General features: G+C 58.7%; 19 protein-coding genes and 1 pseudogene. 12 read left to right on the top strand and 8 right to left on the bottom strand.

What is annotated here, in order from left to right; genetic code table 11:
* Positions 1-45 precede the first annotated feature (45 nt).
* The 6 genes and pseudogenes from HYN69_RS02975 to HYN69_RS02950 all read right to left on the bottom strand — a co-directional run bounded on the left by HYN69_RS02975 (position 46) and on the right by HYN69_RS02950 (position 9,262).
* The gene (locus HYN69_RS02975; protein ID WP_108434430.1) at positions 46-1,695 is read right to left on the bottom strand and encodes a glycosyltransferase; all 1,650 of its coding nucleotides are present in this window, start codon (positions 1,693-1,695) and stop codon (positions 46-48) included.
* Positions 1,692-4,118, bottom strand: a complete 2,427-nt coding sequence (locus tag HYN69_RS02970; RefSeq protein WP_108434429.1) for a glycosyltransferase — start codon at positions 4,116-4,118, stop codon at positions 1,692-1,694. The genes HYN69_RS02975 and HYN69_RS02970 overlap by 4 nt, the downstream gene beginning before the upstream one ends.
* A gap of 181 nt (positions 4,119-4,299) precedes the next feature.
* Positions 4,300-4,635, bottom strand: a complete 336-nt coding sequence (locus tag HYN69_RS02965) for a hypothetical protein (protein ID WP_108437003.1) — start codon at positions 4,633-4,635, stop codon at positions 4,300-4,302.
* Between the two features lie 420 nt (positions 4,636-5,055).
* On the bottom strand, positions 5,056-6,195 hold the full coding sequence (locus HYN69_RS02960; RefSeq protein WP_108434428.1) for a sulfotransferase domain-containing protein: 1,140 nt from the start codon (positions 6,193-6,195) through the stop codon (positions 5,056-5,058).
* Positions 6,196-6,325: 130 nt separating this feature from the next.
* Positions 6,326-8,038 (bottom strand): glycosyltransferase, encoded by a 1,713-nt coding sequence (locus tag HYN69_RS02955; protein WP_216824640.1) that lies wholly within the window; start codon positions 8,036-8,038, stop codon positions 6,326-6,328.
* A 73-nt stretch (positions 8,039-8,111) separates the two neighbouring features.
* A pseudogene (locus HYN69_RS02950) lies at positions 8,112-9,262 on the bottom strand (IS3 family transposase).
* Between the two features lie 471 nt (positions 9,263-9,733).
* Between HYN69_RS02950 and HYN69_RS02945 the strand changes: the two are divergent.
* Both HYN69_RS02945 and HYN69_RS02940 read left to right on the top strand, forming a co-directional pair.
* On the top strand, positions 9,734-10,246 hold the full coding sequence (locus HYN69_RS02945) for an XRE family transcriptional regulator (RefSeq protein ID WP_216824639.1): 513 nt from the start codon (positions 9,734-9,736) through the stop codon (positions 10,244-10,246).
* Between the two features lie 755 nt (positions 10,247-11,001).
* On the top strand, positions 11,002-11,763 hold the full coding sequence (locus HYN69_RS02940; protein WP_159082340.1) for a recombinase family protein: 762 nt from the start codon (positions 11,002-11,004) through the stop codon (positions 11,761-11,763).
* 318 nt (positions 11,764-12,081) lie between these two features.
* Here the strand turns inward: HYN69_RS02940 and HYN69_RS02935 are convergent, their stop codons facing one another.
* A complete protein-coding gene (locus HYN69_RS02935; RefSeq protein WP_216824638.1) occupies positions 12,082-13,188 on the bottom strand; it encodes a DUF305 domain-containing protein in 1,107 nt (368 codons plus the stop codon).
* A gap of 902 nt (positions 13,189-14,090) precedes the next feature.
* On the opposite strand from HYN69_RS02935, the gene HYN69_RS02930 reads away from it, so the two are divergent.
* From HYN69_RS02930 to HYN69_RS02895, 7 genes are all read left to right on the top strand, one after another.
* Positions 14,091-14,465, top strand: a complete 375-nt coding sequence (locus HYN69_RS02930; RefSeq protein ID WP_108434425.1) for a transposase — start codon at positions 14,091-14,093, stop codon at positions 14,463-14,465.
* On the top strand, positions 14,462-14,815 hold the full coding sequence (gene tnpB, locus HYN69_RS02925; protein WP_216824621.1) for an IS66 family insertion sequence element accessory protein TnpB: 354 nt from the start codon (positions 14,462-14,464) through the stop codon (positions 14,813-14,815). Before HYN69_RS02930 ends, tnpB begins: the two co-directional genes overlap by 4 nt.
* A 79-nt stretch (positions 14,816-14,894) precedes the next feature.
* The gene (gene tnpC / locus HYN69_RS02920; RefSeq protein WP_108434424.1) at positions 14,895-16,433 is read left to right on the top strand and encodes an IS66 family transposase; all 1,539 of its coding nucleotides are present in this window, start codon (positions 14,895-14,897) and stop codon (positions 16,431-16,433) included.
* Positions 16,434-17,042: 609 nt separating this feature from the next.
* On the top strand, positions 17,043-17,705 hold the full coding sequence (gene bcsS / locus HYN69_RS02910; protein ID WP_108434422.1) for a cellulose biosynthesis protein BcsS: 663 nt from the start codon (positions 17,043-17,045) through the stop codon (positions 17,703-17,705).
* 23 nt (positions 17,706-17,728) lie between these two features.
* Positions 17,729-19,276 (top strand): glycosyltransferase, encoded by a 1,548-nt coding sequence (locus HYN69_RS02905; RefSeq protein WP_108434421.1) that lies wholly within the window; start codon positions 17,729-17,731, stop codon positions 19,274-19,276.
* A 35-nt stretch (positions 19,277-19,311) separates the two neighbouring features.
* Complete coding sequence (locus tag HYN69_RS02900) at positions 19,312-20,511, top strand: efflux RND transporter periplasmic adaptor subunit (protein WP_108434420.1); 1,200 nt, start codon at positions 19,312-19,314, stop codon at positions 20,509-20,511.
* Positions 20,508-21,683 carry an alginate lyase family protein gene (locus HYN69_RS02895; RefSeq protein WP_108434419.1) on the top strand — a complete coding sequence of 392 codons (1,176 nt, stop codon included), beginning with the start codon at positions 20,508-20,510 and terminating at the stop codon, positions 21,681-21,683. Before HYN69_RS02900 ends, HYN69_RS02895 begins: the two co-directional genes overlap by 4 nt.
* Positions 21,684-21,751: 68 nt before the next feature.
* On the opposite strand, the gene HYN69_RS02890 is transcribed toward HYN69_RS02895, so the two are convergent.
* On the bottom strand, positions 21,752-22,342 hold the full coding sequence (locus tag HYN69_RS02890) for a hypothetical protein (protein WP_108434418.1): 591 nt from the start codon (positions 22,340-22,342) through the stop codon (positions 21,752-21,754).
* A gap of 213 nt (positions 22,343-22,555) precedes the next feature.
* Here HYN69_RS02890 and HYN69_RS02885 point away from each other — a divergent pair, with 213 nt between their 5' ends.
* The 3 genes from HYN69_RS02885 to HYN69_RS02875 all read left to right on the top strand — a co-directional run bounded on the left by HYN69_RS02885 (position 22,556) and on the right by HYN69_RS02875 (position 23,780).
* Positions 22,556-22,819: a hypothetical protein gene (locus HYN69_RS02885; RefSeq protein WP_108434417.1), complete on the top strand. Its 264-nt coding sequence runs from the start codon at positions 22,556-22,558 to the stop codon at positions 22,817-22,819.
* Positions 22,820-22,843: 24 nt separating this feature from the next.
* On the top strand, positions 22,844-23,158 hold the full coding sequence (locus tag HYN69_RS02880) for a hypothetical protein (protein WP_108434416.1): 315 nt from the start codon (positions 22,844-22,846) through the stop codon (positions 23,156-23,158).
* A gap of 94 nt (positions 23,159-23,252) precedes the next feature.
* Complete coding sequence (locus HYN69_RS02875) at positions 23,253-23,780, top strand: hypothetical protein (protein ID WP_108434415.1); 528 nt, start codon at positions 23,253-23,255, stop codon at positions 23,778-23,780.
* The last annotated feature ends 343 nt before the right edge of the window (positions 23,781-24,123 follow it).

Raw genomic sequence — 24,123 nt, 5'->3', positions numbered from 1 at the left:
CGGCTCGACGCTGCACTGATGCTTCAGAAGACCGTCTCTGCCCGTTCAGTATTTGAACGGAACTTCGGCCGAAACCGCGTTCCGAACGGCCCCGAGATGGGGATTTTCGCAGCAGATCATCTCGATGCACAGATAATTGAGGGCGCTGTAGCGCGCATAAAGCTTTTCGCGCGCGATCCGCGAAAGTGTCCCGCGGCGCTGGATAGAAATGCTGGCCCCGTGTTCGTGGAAAACCACGCACTCCGTGACGGCACAGAGGCGATGACCGGCACTGCCTAGGCGGATCGAGAGGTCCTGCGTCTCGCCGTAGCCTTCCGGAAAGGTAGTGGAATCGAACCCGCCCACGGCATCGTATGCAACGCGGTCCACCAGGATGCAGAAGCCGTGCAGCATCGGCAGGGGAACGAGTGCTCCGCCCGCCGATCCGGCGATGATGGCTTCGCGAAGGGGTTGGTCCGGGATGGGCGTGACGCGAAAGCCGTCATGCTCGGAAAAGACAGGCCCGTAGCTCTGCCAGGCGGCGTTATTGGAAAGCGGTCCGACCATCGCAACCTTTGGATCCGATTTCAGGGCCGAATAAAGCGACTCGAGCCAGTCCCAAGTAACCAAGGTGTCGCTGTTGATCACCACGAAAGCAGCCGATGTGCTGCGAGCGATCCCCTGCATCACCGCTTTCGTGTATCCTGAGCGCTGCTCGCACCGCAGCACTTCGATACGCCCGTCTCGCACTGCCATTTCCATAAGCATATCGTGCGTTTCCGCGCCGCTACCATCGTCGACGATGATCAACCGGCTCAACCGATTGCCCGAGCGCTGCAGAATGCTCTCAATGCTATTGCGGGTCGTCTCGGGCGCGTTGTGGACCGGCATGACGATATCCAAACGCTGCCCGTCGTCCAAGGGCGATGTGTTGACCAGCGGTACTGCCGACGAGTCCCAACAATGCGAAAGCGCATCGAGAAAGCTGCGATACCGATCTGTGTCTTCGCTGCGCTGAAAGGCACGGAACGCACGGCGGAATGCCAAAAGCGCTTCGTCCGATGCCGGGTAACGCTCGCAAAGGTCTGCCGACAAAACCAACGCCGACTCGAATTCGTCAAGATGGGCCAAAAGGTCCACCTGCAAGAGGCGAACCTCGTCGATCTTGTAACCCGACCGGAAAAGTGCAGCGATCTGCGCCTGCGCAAGATGGATGTGTCCGAGGAAGAGATCGGCCCGCGCCCTACACAAAAGGGCTTCGTTGTTTGCCGGATCGATATACAAGGCGCGGGATGAATAGCGCCTCGCACTGACCGCATCGTCGCGGTACAGGTAGGCCAACCCGATTGCGGAGAGCAGCGAAGCATCTTGCGGCGCCAGGGCAAGAGCAGACTGCAGCATGGCGACGCCAGTATCCAGATCACCTTCGAGCACAAGAATGGAGCCGAGGCCAGCATAGGCTTGCGCGTCATGCTTGAAATGCAGGGCGCGCTTCCATGTCCGCTTCGCCCGGATGTTGTGCCCTAGCACGGCTTCTACTTTCGCGACACTTGATAGGGTTTTGTAGGACTCGCCTTGCTCCTTCAGGTCGCGCGCCGCAATCGCCAAGGCCACGTAAGGCTTGCCATCCGCCAACGCCGCAGCGACTGCATCGCCTTCGTGCTCCGATGGCTGCGCAGACGGTTCATCGATAGCTGCAATACCGCGCAAGTTCACTTCGCTGCTTCCAATTTCTCGAACAGTGACCAGAACGCTTCGTCGTCATCGACAAGCCCTTGCCCGAGACGCGCTTGCAGGCTGCGCAGTATCCGCGCCTTCAGGTTCGTGCGGCACAGCTTCTGTTCTTCGGGGTTATCGAAACGATGGCCGAGCCATTTGACGAAAAAAGCTTCGGTGCTGTCCAAAACTGACGCGCCCTGGGATGCCAACCCGCCCAGGTTGCGTCGATCGGCCAGAGCGTGCGGGAAAAAGTCGGTACCGTATCCGTGGATGAACAGCCTCAGGAAAAGATCGTCAAACTCGAACCCGCAAAGGCGTTCATCGAATCCACCGACAGACAGAAAAGCCGCCCGGTCGATGAACGTATTCGCCGATGCCATGTGCAATTCGCGACCCAGCATGGCATCTAGCGTTGCCGGTATTGGATCGGCCGAATGAGGTAAAACGGCACTTGAAGTGACAGTCTGGTTTTCATCGATCAGTCGGTAATCGCTGAATATCCAGCCGAGCCTGTCCAGTCTGGAACTGATAGAGCGCCAATGGTCCACGAAGGCTTCTCCGTGCTGGGGCAGCAAGATGTCGTCTTGATCTACGAAGCAGACATGCGTGCCGGACGCCGCCCGGATCCCGAAATTCCGCGCCGCGGAGCTGCCTGCGGCGTCCTGCCGAAGCAACTTGAAGCCCGCATCTTTTGCAAAATACTGCAGCCATTCCGCTTCATGCGCGACGGAACCGTCGTCGATCACGATGATCTCGTATACGGGCCTGCTCTGTTTCTGGATCGAAAGGATGGCGTCCGGCAGATTTGCGCTGCCATTCTTGAAGCAGACGACGGCCGAAACAAAAATTGCCGCTGGCAGCAACACTGCCGGCGATGGGGAAGGGAAAGCCGTCGAATCCTGCCCCAGAGATTGCAAGGTTTCGGCATCCCAGTCTGCGCTTGCCGATCCACGACGCATGCGCGTTCCCGGTCCGATCTCGTGAGCCGCCGCTTTTCGCAAGACGACGAGCGAACCCGCGAATTCGATGGACAGGATCGTCCTGAACAACGCGACGTCGATCTCGAGGTCATGGTCACGGACAAAGGGCGCGAGGCGATGGGCGGCATCTGTCGGGTCTGACGAAGTACTTCTCGCCAAAACGTCCGCGATCGTCCGAAAGAAAGCCAGAGACGAGGTCGGCTGCATCGGTCCTCCCTCTTCGGCAGAGAATTCCGCTAAATTCACTCCGTCGACGATGTAGACGCCTCCTTCGGCCAGAGCCGGAAAGAACTGTAGGAAAGCGCGCATGATTTCATCCGCACGGTGCGACCCATCGTCGATGATGATGTCGAACTGGCCGCAAATCGACATGATCAGCGTTTTGGCAAACGGTGCGGCAGCATCGGCGGTGACTACTTTGATACGGTCGTCGTCGAAGCGGATTTCGGCGCACTTGGGATCGATGTCGCAGCCCACGAAAAAGCGGCCTGACGGAAAGTAGCGGGACCACACTTCAAGCGATCCGCCATTCCTCACCCCGATTTCGAGCAATTTCACTTTTCTGTCGCGGACGCCCCGGCAGATTCTTTCGTATTGCTTGAGGCTACCGGACCACTTCTCGGAAGGATGGCCTGACTGCTGCTCGTAAAGCTGCACCAGGCTCGGCGCGACTCCCTCCGCTTGGGCCACCGAGGTTTCTTCGGCGGGATCAGCCTTGAAGCCAAGGTAACGCTCGCTCCAATCCAAGTTGCCGCGCAGTTGCGACGCCCGGGCGATGGTCGGATGATCGCCGCCCAGCATGATCTTCTTGTCGGCGCAACGTGCCATCAATCCGAACGCGCGCTCGATGACATGTTCGGGGTGACCCTCAGAGTCGCCATGTGCGACGAAGATATCTTGGGGGTAATCATCTTTCAGGCTGATAAAGAAGGATGGGCGGCACCAGAACATCGTTCCGGCAAAAAATCCCCAGCCTGCAGGCAGTTCGCCGTGCTGCAACGTAAGCGCGCGTCTGGAATGATAAATGTGCGCGTCGCCATCGACATAGTTCATACTTGGACCTGCAAGAACCAAGTCGGGCTCTTGCTCGAACGCATCGACATAAACACGAACGGTATCGGCGCTGCCAAGCAGGCCGTTTACCAGTGACCGCCGCCAACCGATATGACCTGCATCGTTGCGCTTCGTATGTATCTTGCAGACCGCATCGAACTTTTGCAGGTTTGGCAGCCATGCGAGAAACGGAGCGACATCGCGCCCGACATTCGGCACGCATGACACAACAGCATCCGGGAAAGTGCGCCGGATTTCGCCTTCGAAGTCGCTGTGCGGCCCCAAACTGACAAAAAGACCGAACGTATCGTTTATCGATTCCAATGCGGCCGAAAATTCCGGCCATTGGTCTTCGTAATAGAGATGCAGGACAACCGCGAAGCGCATCTTTGTCAAAACTCAGAGGATGGGTGCGAGGTCGTCATTATCGACGGTATCGGAACAGGACGCGTTCATACGATCCCGTCACGCAGCGATCTGCCGTGCAGACCGCTGCATTCGCGCTTGGATACTGCGCTTTGAAATGTCCAAGAACCCACCGTTTCCGGCAAATACGCGCGAAGCAAGGTCAGCAGACGCTGTGCGTCCGCGCCCAACCTGCCGATATCTGAGGACGCTGGTTCAGGAAATCATAAGAAATCGTCGCAGCGGCACTATCGAATGTCCGACCCACGCCAAGGTCCGCGCCGAAGTAACCACCATCGTCGAAGAAATAGGAAACACCCGCCGCTCCGACGAATGTGTCGGGCTCGTCAGACGACAACACCTTCATGGTCACGCCCGTCGACACAGGCTTTCCGCCACCGAAGTTCAGCGCCAGTCCCAGCATTACAGTAGGATCGGCATAAGCCATAGACCCGGAGAAGAAGGACAGTATGGCCGTAGTCGAAAGCAGTTTCTTCATCTTCACTCATCCGTTATTGCCGCGCAAGACGGCGCTATGACCAAGTAATGGCACGATTTTCACGCTGCAGTAAACTTAAATCAATCTTGTTGAACGCGCATTTATCGGAAATGTAGGCCAAAACCACTCGCCTTGCACAAGGCGCCGCTGCGTTCATCCGCACCGGCATGCCGGGCCGATTGACCCCAAACAGGTCTGTTCCGATGTCAAAACGGCGGAGCCTGCAAAGGGCGAACCCGTCACGGCACCTCAAGCGGCAAGGTTTTCGTAGGCATCTTCGGTCGGCCGTGCCGCATGATCGCTTATCGCAAGACGATCCGCGTCGACCGAGGCAGCGTGAAGACCGTCCCACCCGGTATGAAAACCGCACCAACCTGCATGACGTCGCCTGCTACTTCCCTCAACCGGCAATGCCTCGCATCACACCCGCTTGTATACCCGGCTTTCCCAACGGCCATGGTTCAGATAGTGGTATTCCGCTCCAAGCCCGGCCCGTGCTACGTCGGGATTCAGCAGCAGGTAACGCTCGGCGTCGAAATCGTCCGGAAGTCCCAGTTCGAGCCATTCCTGCGATGGGCGATCATCGCTCGCAGGACGTTTGACCACTGCGTCGGACAAGACCTTGAGCAGTAAGCCCACGTTCTCGTGTGAAATTGCCAGATCCGACAGGGATATGCCTTTCCGGGGCACCACCCTCAGCCGTTGATCTGGCTCGAGCAGAGCGTTCAAAGTCTCGATGTCGTCACGCAATTTGCTCCGGATTTGCTCGTCGATTTCCGAGATTACAGAATCAACGAAGGGTGCCGCGCGCTTCTGGAAACTTGCAAGCAGATGCGGCGCACAGTCCGACTCGCCGCACTTGTACGTCATCACGACGAGAGAGGCCTCCTCGAACGACAGGGATCGATTATGCGTTTGCCCGACGAAGCCTGACAAACGTTCGAGCGGAGCCCTGACGCCGATAGCCCCGAGGAACGACTCGATCAAACGGCTTTTGCATGAATCATAGGACAGGGCCGTGACGTCCAGGCCAGACCGTACGAATTCAGCCAGACGGTTGATGCTCACGCGCCCAGTGTATCTTCCCATGTCATGCACGAACTCGGGAAAGCTCCGGCTCTCACCCGAAACCTTCACCTGCTGCTTCCAACTCGAACAGACGATGTCGTAAGGGTCCCTGACATAGGCGACGATGCGCACCCTGTGATGCTTCGACAGCTCGCGGAAATGATCCAGCACCGTCAGCGCCGACAATTCCTCGCCCGAAATCAGGATCGTCTGGTGCTCGCTTTGCTCGATTGCGTTTTCGACCATCCTTGCAAAGAACGTCGGTGCCCTGTCCTCGTATGAGGTGGCAATTCCCTCTTGCTTTGCCAACCGCACGAATTCGTGCAGGGCGTTGCCCTCCGAAATTCCGCCCGAGCTTGCCATCTCTTCCGTTATGAAAGGGTAAGATATGCCGTGTTCGCCCAAGAGACCGATGTTGCGAGCCAGAAACGCCTGTATCGCAGTGCTTCCCGTCTTCGGCAGGCCGATATGGAAGATCAGGTCTTTTCTCATCGAAGCGCGTCCCCGCTAATCTTGTGTTCTCGTCAAGGTACTACCGCCGCAGCGGATTTCGTCAGGCAAAAAAACACGAGCGCGTCATCCATAGGGTTCCGGCCGGCGCAAATCCAGCCGCCAGGAAAAATCAACCACCCTCGACCATCGACAAGACGTCGCTCTGGTCATAGAAAAACCAGCAAGCCTCCGCGTTCTCGAGCAATCGACGTGCGATGTGCAGCGTGTCCGCGTTTTTCACGACGAGGCGCCGGTTGCGGGATGACAGTTCCTCTTCAAGGCTTTTCGCTGCAGGCACGACTGCCGAAAGCGCCGCGCCGCCTGTGGAAATCACATCCTCATAGCGGATGGTGCGATCGGGCAGGAAATCGCGATACCTTGCGAACATATAATCGAGCAGGGCAATCTGGCGGTCCAGTACATCAGGCAATTCGCGCAATAGCGCTGCAAGTTCAGGGTCATGGGACTCTGCCGCAGGTGAATGGCCGTCCCCGACAGACATGCCACTGTCACGCCAAGAGAGAAGCACGCTCAACGGGTTACGCACGATGGCGTAACAGTCGAAGACTTCTGCCAGAACGGGCAGACGTGCCGTAAACATCGCAGGATGCTTCATGCAAAGGTCGAACCTCGGCGTGGTCACATTTTCCACCGATATGATGTTACCATCGATGTTCTTAACGCGCTGGCCATCGATTACTTGGTCGCCCAAAGGATTTCGAGGTACGCGCCCCTCTTGCGATTTGCTGGCGGCCGTACCTTCGGTTTTGATCTGCTGGCGCATGGCATCGAAAAACTCGACGACGGTGTCGATGAATTCGGACCCGCCCAAGCCTGAAATCATCATCGGTCTCATCGGCTCGTGAAGAGCCACAACGTCGGGCAACTGACCCAACAGGCTGCAAGCCAAAGTGGTCCCCGACCGCGGCAGACCGGTCAGGATTATGTTCCTCGGGCTCGTCGCATTCAGAACATTCATGAACGTCCTGCGTTCTGCCGCCGGTTTATGCTTGCTCACCATCCGCTTGGCGCCATCCACTATTTTGCGTGCCACCTCCCTGTCCCCCAACAAGGTCATCACCGACCCGACAAGATCTGATTGCCGTGCCAAGGGCATCAGACAGGTTTCGCCGTCGATACATATATCACGGTTTCCGACGGCATCCGGGCATACGACCAGACAGCCTGCCGCCATCGCTTCGAGCGCGGGAAGAAAAAAACCCTCACGCGCAGAGGGCAGCGTTACAGCAATGCGCGCCTCGCGAAGCTTTCCAAGAAAATCCGCACGTGGAACTGGTTCGGTTTCAGCTGTAACCTTCAATCCCCTGCCCTTCAACTCGTCCATGACCGCAAGCGCAAGTTCCGGCGCCTTCAGTCCCGCGATGAACACGTCATTCGACCTGCTTGCGTCAGGGCGGAAATCATCGGGTCGCAGCGCCGCCGGAACGACAAGAACAGGCCCGTTGCATTTTCCGGTCGATGTGATCGCCTCCGCTACCTCGGTGCTCACGCATAATCGCGTCGCCCTCCGACCGAGAAAGCTATAGCGAACGTCGTCGCCATCCGCATGGCGAAGGCCCTGGATCAGGTTGATGACGGGCACGCGCAATTCGATATCTTTCGGCACGGCCTCCCAATCGCGGCCCGCCAGAAACAGCACATCGGCGAGCTCCGGATCGAAATCGGGCCCAACAATCTCGCAGTCGTCCCAAAGATCACTGGGCAAGGATCTCGATGAAAGTGACATGATAGGCCGATAGGCCGGATTGCTGCGCACATGTTTGATGTAATCTGCGACCTTCAGATGCCCGCCAGTTAAGCCTCGGAAATCCCTGAAAAACAACACTGACTTTGGCATATAGATTGATCCGATCCCCAACGTTGGACCGCCCGAAGGCAGAGTTTTCCGGCTTCGCTCAGGGTGACGGGCTGGTGACGCCCCCTGATTTCGTCAGCATGATCGGGACCTTGTTGCCGATCGCGCCGTGTGGCCGTTCCTCGTTGTAGTACCTGCGCCAAGCCTCCAACTTTTCGGCAGCGTCCGCAAGGGTGAGGAACCAATGCTGGTTCAGACATTCCGCCCGGAAGCGTCCATTAAAGGCTTCGATGAAGGCATTGTCCGTCGGCTTGCCGGGCCGGGAGAAGTCGAGGACCACCCCGCGCTGGTAAGCCCAGAGGTCCATGTCTCGCGAGACGAACTCGCTGCCTTGGTCGACGCGGATCGTCTTCGGGTAACCCGGCGTGCGGCACACCCGGTCGAGGGTCGTCACGACATCTTCTCCGCGGTAGCTGTAGCGAACGTCCAGCACGGGGACGTGAGCCGCGAGAAGGTGTCGACCACGGTCAGAACCCGCAGCTTCTTGCCCGTCGCCAGTTGGTCGTGAACGAAGTCCATTGCCCAGACATCGTTGGGCCCGATGGCCACTGCGCGGTCATCGCGCAACTTCGCCTTCACCCGCCGCTTGGGCGTCTTGTGCCGCAGCTGCATGCCCAACTCCTTATAAATGCGATAGACTTTCTTGACGTTGATGCCCCAGCCTTCACGGTCCAGCAGAACGTGAACGCGCCGGTAACCATACCTCACGCGCGTCTCGCAGATCTCCTTGATCCGCTTGGCCACAGCAGCCTGATCGGTGCGGCGGGATTGGTAGTGGAACGTCGAACGGTCAAACCCGATGGCCCCACAAGCCTGCCGGATCGACACCGCCCAATCGCTGCACATCCCGCGAACGAGTTCGCGCATCCGACCAGGCTTCAAAGCTTTCGGCGGATCTTGCGGGCCTACAAACGATCCCCCGGATCGTTTGCTATACGGCCCTCACCTGTAACATCTCGCGATCAAGCGTCAGGTCCGCCACGATCTTCTTCAGCCGCGCATTCTCGTCCTCGAGTTGCTTGAGCCGCTTCATCTCGGTCGGCAGCAGACCGGCATACTTCTTCTTCCAATTGAAGTAGGTCGCCTGGCTGATCCCCGCCTTGCGGCAGATCTCCGCAACCGGCGTCCCGTCTTCGCCCTGCTTGATGATGAACGCGCATCTCGCGCGTCCGAAAAATTACTCGCCTTCATCCGATTCCGCTCCTCTCCCAGCCAGGAAAGCGTAGCCGAAAACTCCAGCTTCAAACGGTCCAGTTTGCCGGGATCAGATCAAGATATCCCGTTCCATTGTTGGAGGATGGCACGGCCCGTTTGGTCGCTCAAGCGCGTCGCTTTCAGAACAGAACTGAGCCGGGTTTGTGCCGACCCCACCTTTCTTGAATGGGACGCCTGCAACGGTTCAGGTGGCCTTGCGCAGTAACGGACGGATTTCGATCGCCCATGTCTTTGCGGGATTTTGCCTCTTTAAGCCGAACGAGAGACAGCAGATACGGGACGAAACTAACTGCGAACGCGCTTCGAAGTCTCGCGAATGCAGTTGGAACGAAAGGAACAGCAGAGGAATGCTTGGCTTCATTGCCAGTCGCGGTCCAGAACAGGAGACATCACTGCACCGACCGTCCGCTTACCGCCGTTTAAGGTCGCTTGCGATAAGGTTCGGGAATGCCACCCGTTTCCCAGAAATTCCCCATCGTCCCGCTCGCTATTCTTGATGCATCGCACATCGACGTGCGCTTGCATCAAGGATACGACATGAGCACCACACCCTACGCCGACAGCCGCCTCGCCAAATATATCGATCTTCGGATCAGCCAGCTTCGTCACAAAAACCAAGCCGAAATCGCCCGAGAGGCTGGTTTTGCGAATGCAAACTTCATCAGCATGTTGAAGACGGGCAACGCGAAGCTGGCGCTCGACAGGGTGCCTGCGTTCGCAAAGGCGCTCGAGGATGATCCGGCTGTGATCATGCGGCTTGCGATCGAGCAGACTCACGGGGCCGAGATGCTGAAACTGATCACGGACCTGCTCGGCGAACCGCTGACTTACAATGAGCGCGCCTGGCTCAAACTGATACGCGAGGCGTCGTCGAATACCGATCCCGCACCTGCTCGGACGATCACTCGGGTGCTGAAGCTCTTCCTGCATGACTCCGAAGCTGATCCGACAGCCAAGTAGAGTTTCATCGATCAGCTAACCCGACAGGACTCTTGTCGCGCAGTCCTGTCGGGTCTTTGGATGCCCTGCGCCTAGAGCATAGCTGGCATCGAAACAGGTGCCGTAATGGGGTTACAGGCGCTGACAGGGGGTGGCCACAAAGCTGACACCATGGTTGGTCCGAGGCTTCCACTCACGCCAAACACAGGTCTGCCAGTTGACGGAATGAGCGAGATGAAAACCTGAAGAGATCAATAAAACAAGGCGGTTGACGTCTATCGACAACCATATCGTGCTGCTCTGGATTTTACGAGGATTTGTAAACCGGACAGCTATGCACATAATGCAATGGTCCGTCGGATGAAACGGGCTTGGCTGTAGCTGATCGTCTGGTCCACCCTCAGATTGAATACGAGGAAGAGCGTGCATAGAAAGCTATTTGGCTAGATAAGCATATAGGCATTCTTCCGATGTAGCTGGGCGCGGATATGGCTTTCGGCGCAAATCCTGTTTCGCGGCCCTTGGCCTTGGTGCCGCCGAAACTCCCATTCGAGGTGCAGGCTCGTTCATCCCATAGGGTCTCATAGCGTCACCCCGACGAGCGATACCCAAGGGGAGATCGGATAGGCCCCCACACATCTCACATCAGCCCTTACCAGCCCTCATGCACATATCAATCACGACCGCTCAGCCTTATGGCTCGATTGCGACTTGGCCTACCCTTTTGTCCCTCTCTCGTCCGCCCTATTATGACGACAACGAAAGGAGCAGCAGGCATGGCGAAAACGAAGGCGAGCGCAAAGACCGGCCCGAAGGCAATCGCTGGCTACGTTCGTGTTTCAACTGAGGCTCAGGGCAACCAAGGTTTCAGCCTCGACTCGCAAGCAGAAGCAATCCGCAACTACGCTGAGAAGAGTGGCTTGCCTTTGGTCGACATTTTTCTGGACGTTGCCACGGGCGCAGGCTCGGAAAGCATCATCGATCGTCGCGGCCTTCGAAATGCTCTACAAGCCTGCCGTGACTTCGATGCCGTGCTTGTGGTTTGGGATTGGTCGCGTCTTTCCCGTCATGCAGCATCGACCAGTGAACTTCGTGATCTTCTTCCGGCTTCGGACCGCATCGTCTCCCTGAAAGAAGGCGAGAAATTTCGCGCCGATACGGAAGCTGCCCGGATTGCAAAAGCCGAACATGAACGGGATGAAATCTCGCGACGCACCAAGGCGGGCATGAAGCGCAAAAAGGATCAGGGCGCTGTCTTCGGGAACCCTGACATCAATGCGGTCCAACCCAAAGGCGCTGCGGCTTTCAAGGCAAAGGCGGATGCCATGGTGAGGGAGATCGTCGAGCTCCTGCGGGCGCATCCGGAACATTCAGCTCTTACACGCGCCGAAGTTGCCGATCAGTTGAACGCGAAGGGTTCTCGCACGCTTCATGGCCAGCTTTGGACCGCCGGGCGTGTGACGGTGCAGTTGCGGAAGGCGCGTCAATTGCTCGATGAAGACACCGTAGAGACACTGCCCACCTTTGGGATCTTCTGAAGTTCAAGATGTGCGGGTGTGCTGCGCTTTGCTGTCAGAACACCTAGCACATGCTATCCGGATGCTCGTCAGGCTTCGTGGGCCGCGATCTGGTGCGATTCTTGCGTCTCGTCGCTGTCATGCAGCGGCCAGCTCGCGGAACGCACAGGTGAGCGGCTGGTGAGGCGGATGCCTGACGCGCCAAGAGGACACGCTCTCAGTTCGGCCGAGCATTCTCTTCGATGGTATTTCCTTCTAGCGGGCGTAGGAAGCGATCGACCGATAGCAGCCCCGTGATTGGTCCACTGGCTGCGCGGTAATCAGGTAGGCCATGCCGCATTATGGCAGGGGCACGTCTTTTGTCCTGCCAGCCGGATCAGGTGTTGCGCCGGCAGCTTCAGGACCGTGAGGCTTTTCAGGATCGGGCGCGTGGGTCGCCATGTTTCCGGCATCCGCATTCGGCGCTCCATCTTTGCCATAGATCATCCGGTGCGTGCCCCAGTAGGCGGTCGAAAATACGATCAGGGCCGCTGCAAGGACAAGGGGAACCCCGCCCAGCGATTGACGGACGCCGGTAAGGACATGCAGTTGCCGTTCCGGGTCAAGCGCGATGAGAACGATTGTGGCCATGATCAGCGCGTGTCCGATCATATCGACCCTGCCAAAGGGCCATACGGCGGTCATAAAGATTATGAGCAGTGCAACAGACGAAAGTCTGCGGACAAGTGGTGTCCACAAAAGACCAAATCCCATCGTGAACTCGGCCACGCCCGCCATCGGGATGAACACGTCGCGCGGCAGTCCAAACGTAAGGAACGGCTTTTCCAGAACCAGAGGGTAGAACCATTCCGGATAGGCGAATTTCTCAAGGCTGGACCACATCAAGGCAATCGCAACACCCCAGCGCAGCACCTCGAAGCGATGCTTTTGCCATCTGTCCTGCGTGCTGGCTGCCAGGACGAGATAACCCGCCACGCCGACGCCAAGCGCGAGGTAATCGAGAAGATGGAACAGATCATAGTCTCGCAGCGCAATCGCCCACAGGATGATGATCCCCGCCGCAGATAAGGGCATGGTCCTGCGCCAGAACAGTCCTGCGGCGATGAGCAGTTGGAACCACGACACCCATTCCGACGGAGTGGCGAGGTCGGGCGTAAGATACACTCCGCCCACCGCAAAGATCGCCACGAAAAAGGTGCCGACCGCCACTCGCATAAAGTCGTCGGCGCGCGCCCAGAGCGGGGCAGCGGCGCGATCCATACCGCCAAGCATGGTTTGACCAATGTTCTGGCGTTCAAGGATGCGGGTTGCAACAAAGGCCATCAGCACGAGGGCTATCGCTGTCCAGAACCAGAGGTTGCCAAGCGTCGCCGACAGGGGTTGCGGTGAAGCCCCGACGATATAAGGGGCGAACCATTTGACGTGGGCGTGCGCAGGTCCAGCCACACATCCGACGACAAAGCCACTTATCGGCCAACTCCAATACCTCCGGTGATGCACATGGGGTGCATCCGGCGAGGGGCTCCGAGACTGAGCTTTTTCTTGGGCTGGCATCTGAATTCCTTCCACCGATGGTGGATAATGGACCGATCATCGCCTGACACATGGCGTCGGCGACAAGGGGACCGCTACACACATCATCTCGGGACTGAACTTCGCGCGCCGCACATTGTATCCACCTTTCCATGAACCAGCTTCGCTTTTTTTCCGTCCTGCGGCTTTGTAATGCTGTGTCGAGTAGTAGCGGTTTGACCCGACTGGGGTTTGGTTTCGCTGGTCAGTCCGGCAAAGATGGCATGAACAATTTCAGTGTGTGCCAGTTCTGCTTCGGGTCGGCAAAAATGGCCTCAACATGATTGATCAGCTTTCCAAGGTCATTTTGGGGTTCACTCGGTGACATAACCCGCGCCACGCGCTCGGTCCGGTTGATGCTGGTTGGCTTATGAGGTGAGGGTTGCTTCGTTTTGTTCTTTGGGATCATGCGCGCATCGCTCGATACGCCCCGCGCGCATTCCCGTTTGCTCGTCAGGCTTCGTGGGCCGCGATCTGGTGCGCTTTACGTGTCCCAACTCTGTCAGCAGCGGTTGACGCGAGGAACGCGCAGGTGAGCGGCTGGCGACGGCTATCATGGTGGTGACTTGTGACCGATCTTACCTGCACGGGAGCTCGGCGCTCAGTTCCGGCGGTTTCACAAACTCTGTCTCAAGCGTGACAGTAGCACTGTTCCCCGCTTAGCGGCTGTAAGCGCTGTGCCGACCCCACCTTCCTGCTGAATCCGTAAGCTGCGATGCGCCCTCGTGTGGAGATTTGCACGGGAGGTGTCAGTGGGAGTCCATCGGGAGCGCAGTATGGAGGCCGTCGGCTTTGTGGAGCTGCTGGCAGCACCGGCAGCCAAGCGGCGGTGGTCTGACGAGGCGAAGGGCCGGATGGTGGCGGAGACGCTGGTGCCTGGTGTCACGGTGAATGAGGTGGCGGGTCGGCATGGGGTGAAGGCCAACCACCTGTCTTCGTGGCGGACGCTTGCGCGGCAGGGCAAGCTGGTCGTGCCAGAGGTAACGGGAGCCGAGTTCGCCGCGCCGGTGGCGACGGCGCAGGCAGTGGACACGCCTGTTTCAACTGCGTCGATTGATCTGTTGATCGGCCCTGTGACGATACGGCTGGATGTTGCCACACCTGCGGCACGGCTCGCGGAACTGATCATGGCATTGCGGGCTTTCCCGTGATCTTCCCGTCGAACCGGGTGCGGATCATGGTGGCGACGAAGCCCATCGACTTCCGCAAGGGCCACGACAGCCTGGCCGCGATGGTGAAGAATGAGCTGCGCAAGGACCCGTTCACCGGGACAGTCTTCGTGTTCCGCGCGAAGAAGGCGGACCGGTTGAAGCTCTTGTATTGGGACGGCACCGGTCTGGTGATGGCCTACAAGCGGCTGGAAGAACACAGCTTCACCTGGCCCGCCGTTAAGGACGGGGTCATGATGCTGAACCATGCGCAGTTCGAGGCGCTGTTTGCGGGGCTCGATTGGCGGCGCGTTCGGGCCGTCGCGGCGAAGGCTCCCAAAGCCGTGGAATGACCGGTTCTGCCCTGCGGCAGGATGACTCATCGTGCTCTTTCCGGAGGCATAGCCCATGGTGGTTTGGTAAACATCAGCCATGCCAGAGACCGCTGATCTGCTTGAAGAAATTGCTGCGCTGAAGGCGATGCTGATTGCCGCGGACGCACGTGACAAGCGCAAGGACGAGCGCATCGCACGGCTAGAAAAGCTGGTCGCGGCCTTCAAGCAGGCGGTCTTCGGCCGTAAATCGGAAAAGGGCGATCCGGACCAGTTCGAACTGGCGCTGGAAGATCTGGAAACGGCCATGGCCGTGATCCATGCCGAAGAGGATGCCGCGGATCGGGCCGCCAAGCGCCCCGCCAAACCGCGTGCCGCCAATCGTGGATTGCTGCCAAAGCACCTGCCGCGCATCGAGGAGATCATCGAGCCGGACAGCCTGACCTGCGCTTGCGGTGGCTGCCTGCATTGCATCGGCGAGGATGTGTCGGAACGGCTCGACATCGTGCCCGCCCAGTTCCGTGTCATCGTCACCCGCCGACCCAAATATGCCTGCCGGTCCTGCACCGATGGCGTGGTTCAGGCGGCTGCCCCCGCGCGGCTGATCCCGGGCGGCATGCCGACCGAAGCCACGGTCGCCCATGTGCTGGTCAGCAAGTATGCCGACCACCTGCCGCTTTACCGGCAGGCCCAGATCTACAGCCGCCAAGGCGTCGATCTCGACCGCTCCACCCTTGCCGATTGGGTGGGTCGCGCCGCCTTCGAACTCCGCCCCGTCCATGACGCGCTGATGGCGGACCTGAAGCGGTCAACCAAGCTCTTCATGGACGAGACCCGCGCCCCGGTTCTCGATCCGGGGGCCAGAAAGACCAAGACCGGATACTTCTGGGCCTTGGCCCGCGATGACAGGCCGTGGGGCGGCACGTCACCACCGGGCGTGGTCTTCACCTTTGCCCCAGGTCGGGGCGGGCAACATGCTGAGCGGATATTGAAGGGTTTTGGGGGTATTCTCCAAGTCGACGGCTATGCCGGATACAACCGCTTGATCGCAGCGGACCGGATCGGTCCGGGCATTCAGCTCGCATATTGCTGGGCGCACGCACGCCGCAAGTTGATCGAGATCACCCGCAGCGGACCCGCGCCGATTGCCGAGGACGGCGTGGCTCTCATCCGCGAGCTTTATGCCATAGAGGCCGAGATCCGCGGCACTGCCCCCGCGACCCGGCTGGCCATCCGGCAGGACCGCTCCGCCCCGATCCTCGCCCGCCTCGACGACTGGCTGGCCTACCACCGCGCCCGCGCCTCCGCAAAGTCGCCCTTGGGCGAAGCACTTGCCTACATCGCCAAATACCGCGACGGCCTTGGCCGCTTCCTGACTGATGGCCGCGTCGAGATCGACAACAACACCGTCGAACGCACCATTCGCCCCATCGCCCTGAACCGAAAGAACGCCCTCTTTGCTGGCCACGACGCCGGGGCTGAGAACTGGGCCGTCATCGCCTCGCTCATCGAAACCTGCAAGATGAACGCGATCGACCCACACGTCTGGCTCGCAAACACGCTTACCGCCATCGTCAAAGGCCACAAACAAAGCCAGATCGGCGACCTGCTCCCATGGAATTACGCCGTCATGGTGTGATCGGCACAGCGCTTACTAGCGGCTGCTGTTCCCGACGGGTGTATCCTGGGGCTGACTGGCAAACACGAGCGGCACCTGAAGTCGCAGACCTGTCCCGTCGGTCGCCGCCTTTACGGCCGCAGCGTCGAAGGCAGCCGTTCCACCGAAAAAGCTGTTGGCGAGGTAATTTTGTTGCTGCACCACCGCCGAGACGGTGAGGTCATCCCTGTATGCATCGGAAACCCTTCTGCCCGCTCCAAGATAAAACCGAAAGCCGCCGACGATGAAGTCGGTTCGAAGTCGAATCTCAATCCGCAGATCATGACATCCCCGATACGTCACGGTTGGCAGCGAACTCTGCGGGAATGATACCCGACGGCACAACGGTCTTGACCACGCATGTAAGAAGATAGGGCAAGTTCGAAATCACCTCAGTCCTCAGCCCTCAACTCACGAATCTCCGAATGACCTCGGGATTGCCGCATTGAGAAGCGTTGGTTGCGGTCTCCGTTTTTTCGCTAAAGGGCAGAAGCCTGTATCCAAAGTGGAGGCCGCCTGTCCCATGCGTATTTGAACCATCAGTGTTCCATTGATACGCCGGTCCTGTAAATCAATGATCGGATTAACGAAATGGCGAAGACGTTCCGGGCTATTGGCCCTGCTATCATTGCAGCGACCATAGCGACGCTGGCCGCTCCCCAGTCCGCGACGGCGGACCCGGTGCGCGAACAGGTTACATTCAGCGGCACCGCCAACGAAGATCGTGGAAACGCAGGGGTGTCTTACCTCAGGGCGCTTGGTGCCGATCTGTCGTCGGATGCGCCCATTTTACGCTTGAACCTGCGAGGTGGCACCGCCGACGGAGAGATCGACACCTCCACGGCCGATGTCTTGTTTGGCTACCAACTTGTTCGTGACGGCTGGAAATATCGACTGTTCGGCGGGGTTGAAGCGAGGACTTCGGACGGAGAAACCGCCTTTGGCCCAAAAGCAATGGGCCAGATTCAGTCCCGCAAGTCCGTTCCGCTTTACGTAAACGCAACATTCAGTCTGTCCGACGATAGATATCAGACCAATCTGCAAGTGGGACACAGGTTCGAGTCGGTTGTGCTCGGGCCGGAAATTGGGTTCTCCGGAGTGGATGGATCGGAAAAGCTTCGCCTCGGGCTGGTTGCGACCGATCTCCGCCTTGGCAAGGTAGGTTTGACGCTACGGGGCGGGGTGCTGGTGGATCGGGAAGATGACACGCAAAACATTCCTTATGTCGGTGCCAGCGCGACCTATCAGTTTTGACACCAAGGGGGTGAACCGAGGAGATGTCGGTGCGCAACGACCGCTCGAGGTTCGTTACCTCTAACGGCCAAGCTGCCGCACCTTCCGACAGGTGCGGCATCCTTGGATTGGCGTGGCGGTCCAGCTTATGCTGCGCTTTGTTTCTATGGGCAGCACTGGGATTGGTTCTGTCGACGCCCGAAACGTCCACACGGCCATTTCTCGTTGCGGTCGGCGCGGTTGCGATGTGGCGCTACGGCTGGATGGGGCTAAATTTGCTGCGCGCTTTGATTTATCTGAAGCTGGTCTTCCCACGTGTCGCGGCTCGGTCACGGCACGACATCAACCTGCCGCAGGTTTCGCACGTCTATGCCGTAGTCGCCTCGTATGATGTCGAGGAACCCGTCTTCCGTTCTGTGTATCGCGCCTTGATCGAGAATCTCTTGGCCATCGGACGACCTGCGACCATCATCGCCGCCATCACGTCGGACAGGGATTGCGCGGTGTTGGCCGAGTTGGCCGCCAGACTTGACGGTGCGCAAGCCATCACGATCTGCGCGCAATTCCAGTGCGGCGGGGGCAAGCGCCCGGCTTTGGGGCAGGCGCTTCGCCACATCCGGCGCGACATGCCGCCAGCGGATGCGCTGACGATATTTCTCGACGGCGATGTCGTCCTTGAACCCGAGGCCCTTGTTCGCAGCTTTCCGTTTCTTCAACACGACCGCAGGCTGATCGCCGTTACGACGAACAACGACGCAGTTGTCGAAACCCGAGGCGCCGCGCAGCAGTGGTATCCGCTGCGGTTTGCGCAGCGGCATCTTGCAATGTCCTCATTGGCCCTGTCTCGCCGGTTGTTGGTTTTGACAGGCCGTTTTTCGATCTATCGCACCGAAGCCACACTGAAAGACAGTTTCATCGCCGCGATCGAACAAGACAGCATGGACCATTGGCTTTACGGGCGGATTCCGTTTCTAAGCGGAGATGACAAAAGCATGTGGTTCGATTTGGTCCGCCAAAGAAGCGACATGCTTTATATCGCCGATGTCATGGCGGTGTCGCACGAGCGGATGCCTACGGACAATGGTTTCCTTGTCGGCTCGACGCGTCTGATGCATCGCTGGTTCGGTAACATGCTGCGCGCAAACGCCAAGGCACTTCGCCTTGGACCGCAGCGCTGCGGCTGGTTCCTTTGGATAACCTTGCTCGACCAACGGGCGTCGATGTGGACGACCTTGCTCGGTCCGGCATCCGCAGTGCTGATCGCGGTTCTGGTTTCTCCGGTCTATCTGGTTTGCTATGTGTGCTGGGTCTTGATGACGCGCTTGGTCGCATCCTTGATTCAGGGAGCGGTTTGGGGTCGCTTCCATCCGGCATGGCCTTTTCTGATGGTGTATGGACAGCTTTGGGGCGCGGTCCTCAAGACCTATCTGCTATTCCATCTGGATAGCCAAAGCTGGACCCGCCAGCGCATCACCGCACGTGGCACGCAAGGTGCTGCTCGCCTCGCAGCAAGCACGTTGCATGTCCTTTCGCTCGTAACTTTGATCGCCGTCACGGCACTGACGCTGACGAAGCACGGAGACCTGTTTTGAGTCTCGGCATAACAGTCCAGCAACCGGCCTTTCAGATGGCGCGCCGCGACCCGCGGGACTTTGTCGAAGTTTCGCTGCCCTTTTCACTGGAGCGCGGGGAAAGCCGGATCGAAGGTCTACGCCTTTCGTTGTGTTACCTGACGCTAAGGGAGCCGTTGCCAGAATGTCCGGGTGAAGCTGGCCGGGAGGTGACGATGAGGGTTCCTTTGAACGGGTTCGATCTGACCTTGCCGATGCAGCTGGAAATCGTTGCAACTGACGCAACCGGCGCAACGGGGCATCGCTACCGGATTCTGAGCATCGATCCAAAGGGGCAGGCGACGCTTGCGCGACTTTTGCGCTTAGTGCTGACCGGGATGCTACCCGGCGCAGCCGACCTTTTGGAAGAGCATGATCCGCCGACCCCGTTTACCGGGTCGCCAGCCGGAAAAACGGCAAGGGCCCTGCCTTGGGTCGTCCTGGTGCTTAGTCTGTTCGCTTTAGCGGGAGGGGCCTGGGTTGCGACACATCGTGCCTATACCGCATTTACGACCCTGACGAGCACAAGTGCGACGATGACGGCTCCCCGAGTTGACATCAAAAGCCCGGTTTTTGGCACCGTCTCAAGCAGCGTGCAAACAGGTGCCGAACTGTCCCGCGACGAAAGTGTGGTCACGCTACGCTCGGCACAACTCGACGCGGATATACAGATCGCGGGGGCGAACCAACGGCTTTTTGCCGTCCTTGCTTTGCGCGCTGCCGGACAGAGCGCCGAGTCTCTTTCTGTCGTCTTGCCCGACGGCTACCACCGCGAGATGAGCAAAAGCGAAATCAGCCTGGCACGTGACGTTGGCGAAGCGAGGCTGCAAGCGTTTGTTCAGCAGCGCGCGGCCCTTTCGTTCCATTCACCTTGCAGTTGCCGTCTTGTCTGGATCGCGGCATCTGGCACATCGGTCGCACCGGGCGACCTGGTGGCAACCTTGGTCAACACCGCGCCGAGCATGGTTACGGTCGAAGCCCAGTTCTCCGACTCTGTTGCCGCGTTGGTGCGTCTGAACCAGCAGGCGAGCGTGACAATGGAAGCAGAAGGTCGGCAGTTTACGGCGCGGGTTTCCGCCATCGGCACCGGCGTCTATGGCGACCGCATCGGTGCACAGCGCGCCCGTGCGGGATTTGTTACCGTTCAACTGCTGCTCGACGACCCAAACATCGAGGTCGACGCAGGACGGCCTGTCAGGGTTGTGTTGGCCCGATGAGGATGCTGGCTTTTCGGCTTTGTCTGGGTTTCTGGGCTGTCGTGTCGTTGCCCTTCTGTCTCCCGGTCACTGCTATGACTGAGGAACAGCGCGATGCACTTGACCTGAGCAGCTTTGTCGTCAACGATTCTCATGCCGGTCTGTTCGACATCCGCGCGCGACATGCCGACCTATTAGGAAACGGCGCTCCGGACCGCTTGCACTACCGCATTTCCCTGATGCGAAAGCCGTTGAGTTGCGCCGACGGAATGCCGTTCCATATCATAACGGGCGCCCAAGCCATACCGGGCCTGTATACCGACCCCCGAAGCTGGCGGGATGCCACCGAGATCTACCATATGTTCCAGGACCGTGTGGCCCGCCTTGCCGCCGCACAAATGGTTTCCGTCGATACAGGAAGCGGCGAATGCCTCATCACCCTTCTGGACCGGTGGGCGCAAAGTTCAGCCTTGTCCGGGTTCGACATTGCAGTCTCGGGGCAGCAGACATGGTTCGAGATCGAAGCCACGCTTTCCGCTGCCGCGATTGCCTATTCCATCGTGCGAGAACTCGTGCCGGGGCATGATGCCGAAAAACACCGGATCGAGGCATGGCTGGTCACATCTGCATGGCATCACCTGTCAGTGCGGGGCGGACTGGATGGAGCCTGCTGCAACAACCATTTTTATCGTCGGGGCCTTTACGCCGCAGTTATCGGTGTGGTCGCGAGCGATGACGCTCTGTTCCGCATCGGCGTCAGCGCGATCTATTCAGCACTGTCCGACGCTTCGTCCAGCGGCAATCTGCGGCTCGAGATGAAACGCGGCATCATGTCCGCACACTACCAGAATTATGCGGCGATGTATCTTGCCTTGATCGCTCGTATGGTCCAGCGGCAGGGTTACAATCCATACGACATTGCCATCGAGGGCAAGAAACTTGACGACATCTTCAGCAATACGGTTGCCATAATCAGGTCTCCCGAACGCGTTGCGATTCCGGCCGGTGCCAACGGACAGATCGCGCAGTTCACGTCGAACCCCGCATATCTGGTCTGGCTTGAACTTGTCAAAGAACGCCCGGGCTACGGGTCCGACGCGCGCGCGTTGCTGGCTGCTGTCAAACCCGGCTACAACCGCACCATGGGCGGCGAACTGTCTGTCTATCTGGCGAACGATTTTTTCAGGCCATAGGGCCGCTACGAAGAGACGCGAGAGTGGATCGTCACATCACGCTGCCGAAAAACGGCGGGTGTTTGTGTTCAGGCCATGTTGAAGATGGGTCCTGTGTTCGGGTTCAGTCCGGGGAGTTTGATTGCCCGGTTCGTGTTGAGGATATCGGCGAGGGGATCGAAACCTCCGGACTGATTAGGCAGAGGGGGTTCCAGCTCGAAGGGCGATGCATGCATCTCGACGTCTGTCGGTTCTGCCGCTGAAGGGATGTTTCCTTTGATGTAGGCAACGTAAGTCGGCAGCGGCTCGCCCCGGATCCAGCATTCGATATCCCGTAGACGCCACGCCCGCGTGCGGTCGGTCAGCATCATGGCAGGCGGCAGGATAACCTTGCCGCGCGAGACATCCTTGCGCAGGCCCTCGGTCGTTTTCCTCAAGGAGGCGGCAAGGCCATCGAAATGAAGGAGAGGGCGTTTCAGATCCGCTTCGATGTCCCGATGCGCCGTTGGCTCAATCCCGTGAACGAAGCGAAAGAGATTGTCCCATAGGAAGCGGTAGTGATCTTTGGGCCCGAAGCGCTCGCGCGGGGCAAAGCCGAAGCCTGCCGCGACTTTCAGTGCAGTGCGCTCGTCATCCAATCCCAGATGCGGACATAGATCTTGCAGTGTGAGCAGTTCCATCGACGGCCCCTCTCTTTTCGAGGGGAAGATGGTTCCGTGCGGCATGCTGCAGAAATGGGTTTGTGATCTTTGTCGACCCCTGTGCGGCCCTGATCTTGAGGATTTCGCGGATCAAACCCGGCAAAAGAAAAATTCGTCGAAACCCACCTTCCGCTTACCGGCCCCGAATGCAGGGCGCGGTTTGACAAATGAATGACAATGGAGGTTTGACAAATGGCTGCGAACAAGGGCGGACGGAATGCGACTTACACGCTGAAGCAGGTGCGCTTCGCACTGGAAAAGATCTTCGCCGAGCGCGGCCGTGTTCCGACGGATGTCGCGCAGATCCCGGCAAGCGATGTGCTTCCCATCTTGACAAGCATCTTCGACATCAGTCCGACGGTGCGGCCGGAGTCGATGCAAAAAGTCATCGATGAGTTGTTCGACGAATACGTCGATCGGCAGCGCCGGGATGACCGCGCCCGACTGCCGTCCTGACAGAAGGATCGCATCGGCGATCTGATGACTGCGTTCGAAAACGCAATCATCGAAGGGTTCACAGTGGAGAACGATTTCCTCGCACGCGCTCAGTTCGAGACGATGCGTACGGCCGACGCTGAAAAAGATGCTGTCAGGCAAGAACTGTTCAGGGTCAAGGAGGCACTAGCCGTGGCGCTCCATGAAAGGGCAGAACTTTCCGCCGAAATCGACCGGTGCAAGCAAGTGGTTGCGGTCCAGAGCACCGAACTGATGGATCTCAAACTGCGGATTGCCCATCTCGACGGACAAGTCGCGGCGTATGGGCGTCGTCAGCGCGATGCCGAGGTCGAAGCGTGATCTTGATCGGGCACAGGCGCACCCACAACAAACCGCTTCCGCCCCGCGACGGACGATCCCAATTCCCGTTCAGCACAGAGAAAGGGGCGTGAGAATGTACACAGAAATCCAGACGCAGTTGTTCCTAAGCGCCATACCTGCTGTGGCCCAAGCTGCACGTTCTGGCCAGTTTTCCGAAAAAGATCTTGTTCGGATCGAAGCCTTTCTTTCTGGTCCGGTCGGTCAGACTTGGGCCGGACGGACGGTGAGCGCATTCGGACGGTGCGCCTCCGGACCGAGCGTGCCCACGACTGAGCATTTCGAAAGGTACCGGCACTTCGTCCATCCCCTCTATGCAGCGCACCTGCATTGCGTCGAGTATTGGGAAGGCTGGATCTTGCCGGAGAGAAGCGACGAACTGCTTCCAAATGCGTGGAACTGCGAGCCAATCAGCGGTTCGATCATCGATCTGGCAGGCCATGACAAGGCCCGGACGGTCTACGTCGGCATGCGCATTCCGTTTGAGACGGCTCTCTTCGCTATTCTCCAATTCGGAGAACATCGTGCTCTCGATTGCGACGACCCGAAGGCTCGCGAACTCGTCGCGTGGGGATGTGGCCTTCCGGTGACAGCAGCATTCTGACGCGGCTGAACAAACCGGTCTCTGCCTGACCCGGACCGAACTCAGGTCGGGTGTGGGCCCAAAAGCCCCACGTTTTCAATCAACACAAAGGAGCCCCGCTATGGATACATGGGTTGATCGGTCGACGTACTCTTTCGGTACATATTGCATTCGAAAACTGGTAACGGATAAAGGCCGATGCTCACGCATCGGCCTTTAACTTGTAGCCTGCGCCTCGGTCTGGAGAGCATATCTTTGGCTTCATATCCGTCGGATCAGGCTAGGGGCGATCAAGCATGTGCGGATTTCGCGCGATTGGGGCAGTGATTTCGCGCGATCGCGGGCGCTTGTTTCACGGCATCGC

Source organism: Gemmobacter aquarius, from assembly GCF_003060865.1.
Lineage (GTDB): Bacteria > Pseudomonadota > Alphaproteobacteria > Rhodobacterales > Rhodobacteraceae > Paragemmobacter > Paragemmobacter aquarius.
This window is presented reverse-complemented; position numbering and strand designations above follow the sequence as displayed.

What these genes read in the sequence shown, in the direction of transcription:
- HYN69_RS02970 (WP_108434429.1), bottom strand. Translation starts at nt 4,118, where the DNA reads ATGCGCTTCGCGGTTGTCCTGCATCTCTATTACGAAGACCAATGGCCG.
- HYN69_RS02965 (WP_108437003.1), bottom strand. Translation starts at nt 4,635, where the DNA reads ATGAAGAAACTGCTTTCGACTACGGCCATACTGTCCTTCTTCTCCGGG.
- HYN69_RS02960 (WP_108434428.1), bottom strand. Translation starts at nt 6,195, where the DNA reads ATGAGAAAAGACCTGATCTTCCATATCGGCCTGCCGAAGACGGGAAGC.
- HYN69_RS02945 (WP_216824639.1), top strand. Translation starts at nt 9,734, where the DNA reads ATGCCACCCGTTTCCCAGAAATTCCCCATCGTCCCGCTCGCTATTCTT.
- HYN69_RS02940 (WP_159082340.1), top strand. Translation starts at nt 11,002, where the DNA reads ATGGCGAAAACGAAGGCGAGCGCAAAGACCGGCCCGAAGGCAATCGCT.
- HYN69_RS02930 (WP_108434425.1), top strand. Translation starts at nt 14,091, where the DNA reads ATGGAGGCCGTCGGCTTTGTGGAGCTGCTGGCAGCACCGGCAGCCAAG.
- tnpC (WP_108434424.1), top strand. Translation starts at nt 14,895, where the DNA reads ATGCCAGAGACCGCTGATCTGCTTGAAGAAATTGCTGCGCTGAAGGCG.
- bcsS (WP_108434422.1), top strand. Translation starts at nt 17,043, where the DNA reads ATGGCGAAGACGTTCCGGGCTATTGGCCCTGCTATCATTGCAGCGACC.
- HYN69_RS02905 (WP_108434421.1), top strand. Translation starts at nt 17,729, where the DNA reads ATGTCGGTGCGCAACGACCGCTCGAGGTTCGTTACCTCTAACGGCCAA.
- HYN69_RS02900 (WP_108434420.1), top strand. Translation starts at nt 19,312, where the DNA reads ATGGCGCGCCGCGACCCGCGGGACTTTGTCGAAGTTTCGCTGCCCTTT.
- HYN69_RS02895 (WP_108434419.1), top strand. Translation starts at nt 20,508, where the DNA reads ATGAGGATGCTGGCTTTTCGGCTTTGTCTGGGTTTCTGGGCTGTCGTG.
- HYN69_RS02890 (WP_108434418.1), bottom strand. Translation starts at nt 22,342, where the DNA reads ATGGAACTGCTCACACTGCAAGATCTATGTCCGCATCTGGGATTGGAT.
- HYN69_RS02885 (WP_108434417.1), top strand. Translation starts at nt 22,556, where the DNA reads ATGGCTGCGAACAAGGGCGGACGGAATGCGACTTACACGCTGAAGCAG.
- HYN69_RS02880 (WP_108434416.1), top strand. Translation starts at nt 22,844, where the DNA reads ATGACTGCGTTCGAAAACGCAATCATCGAAGGGTTCACAGTGGAGAAC.
- HYN69_RS02875 (WP_108434415.1), top strand. Translation starts at nt 23,253, where the DNA reads ATGTACACAGAAATCCAGACGCAGTTGTTCCTAAGCGCCATACCTGCT.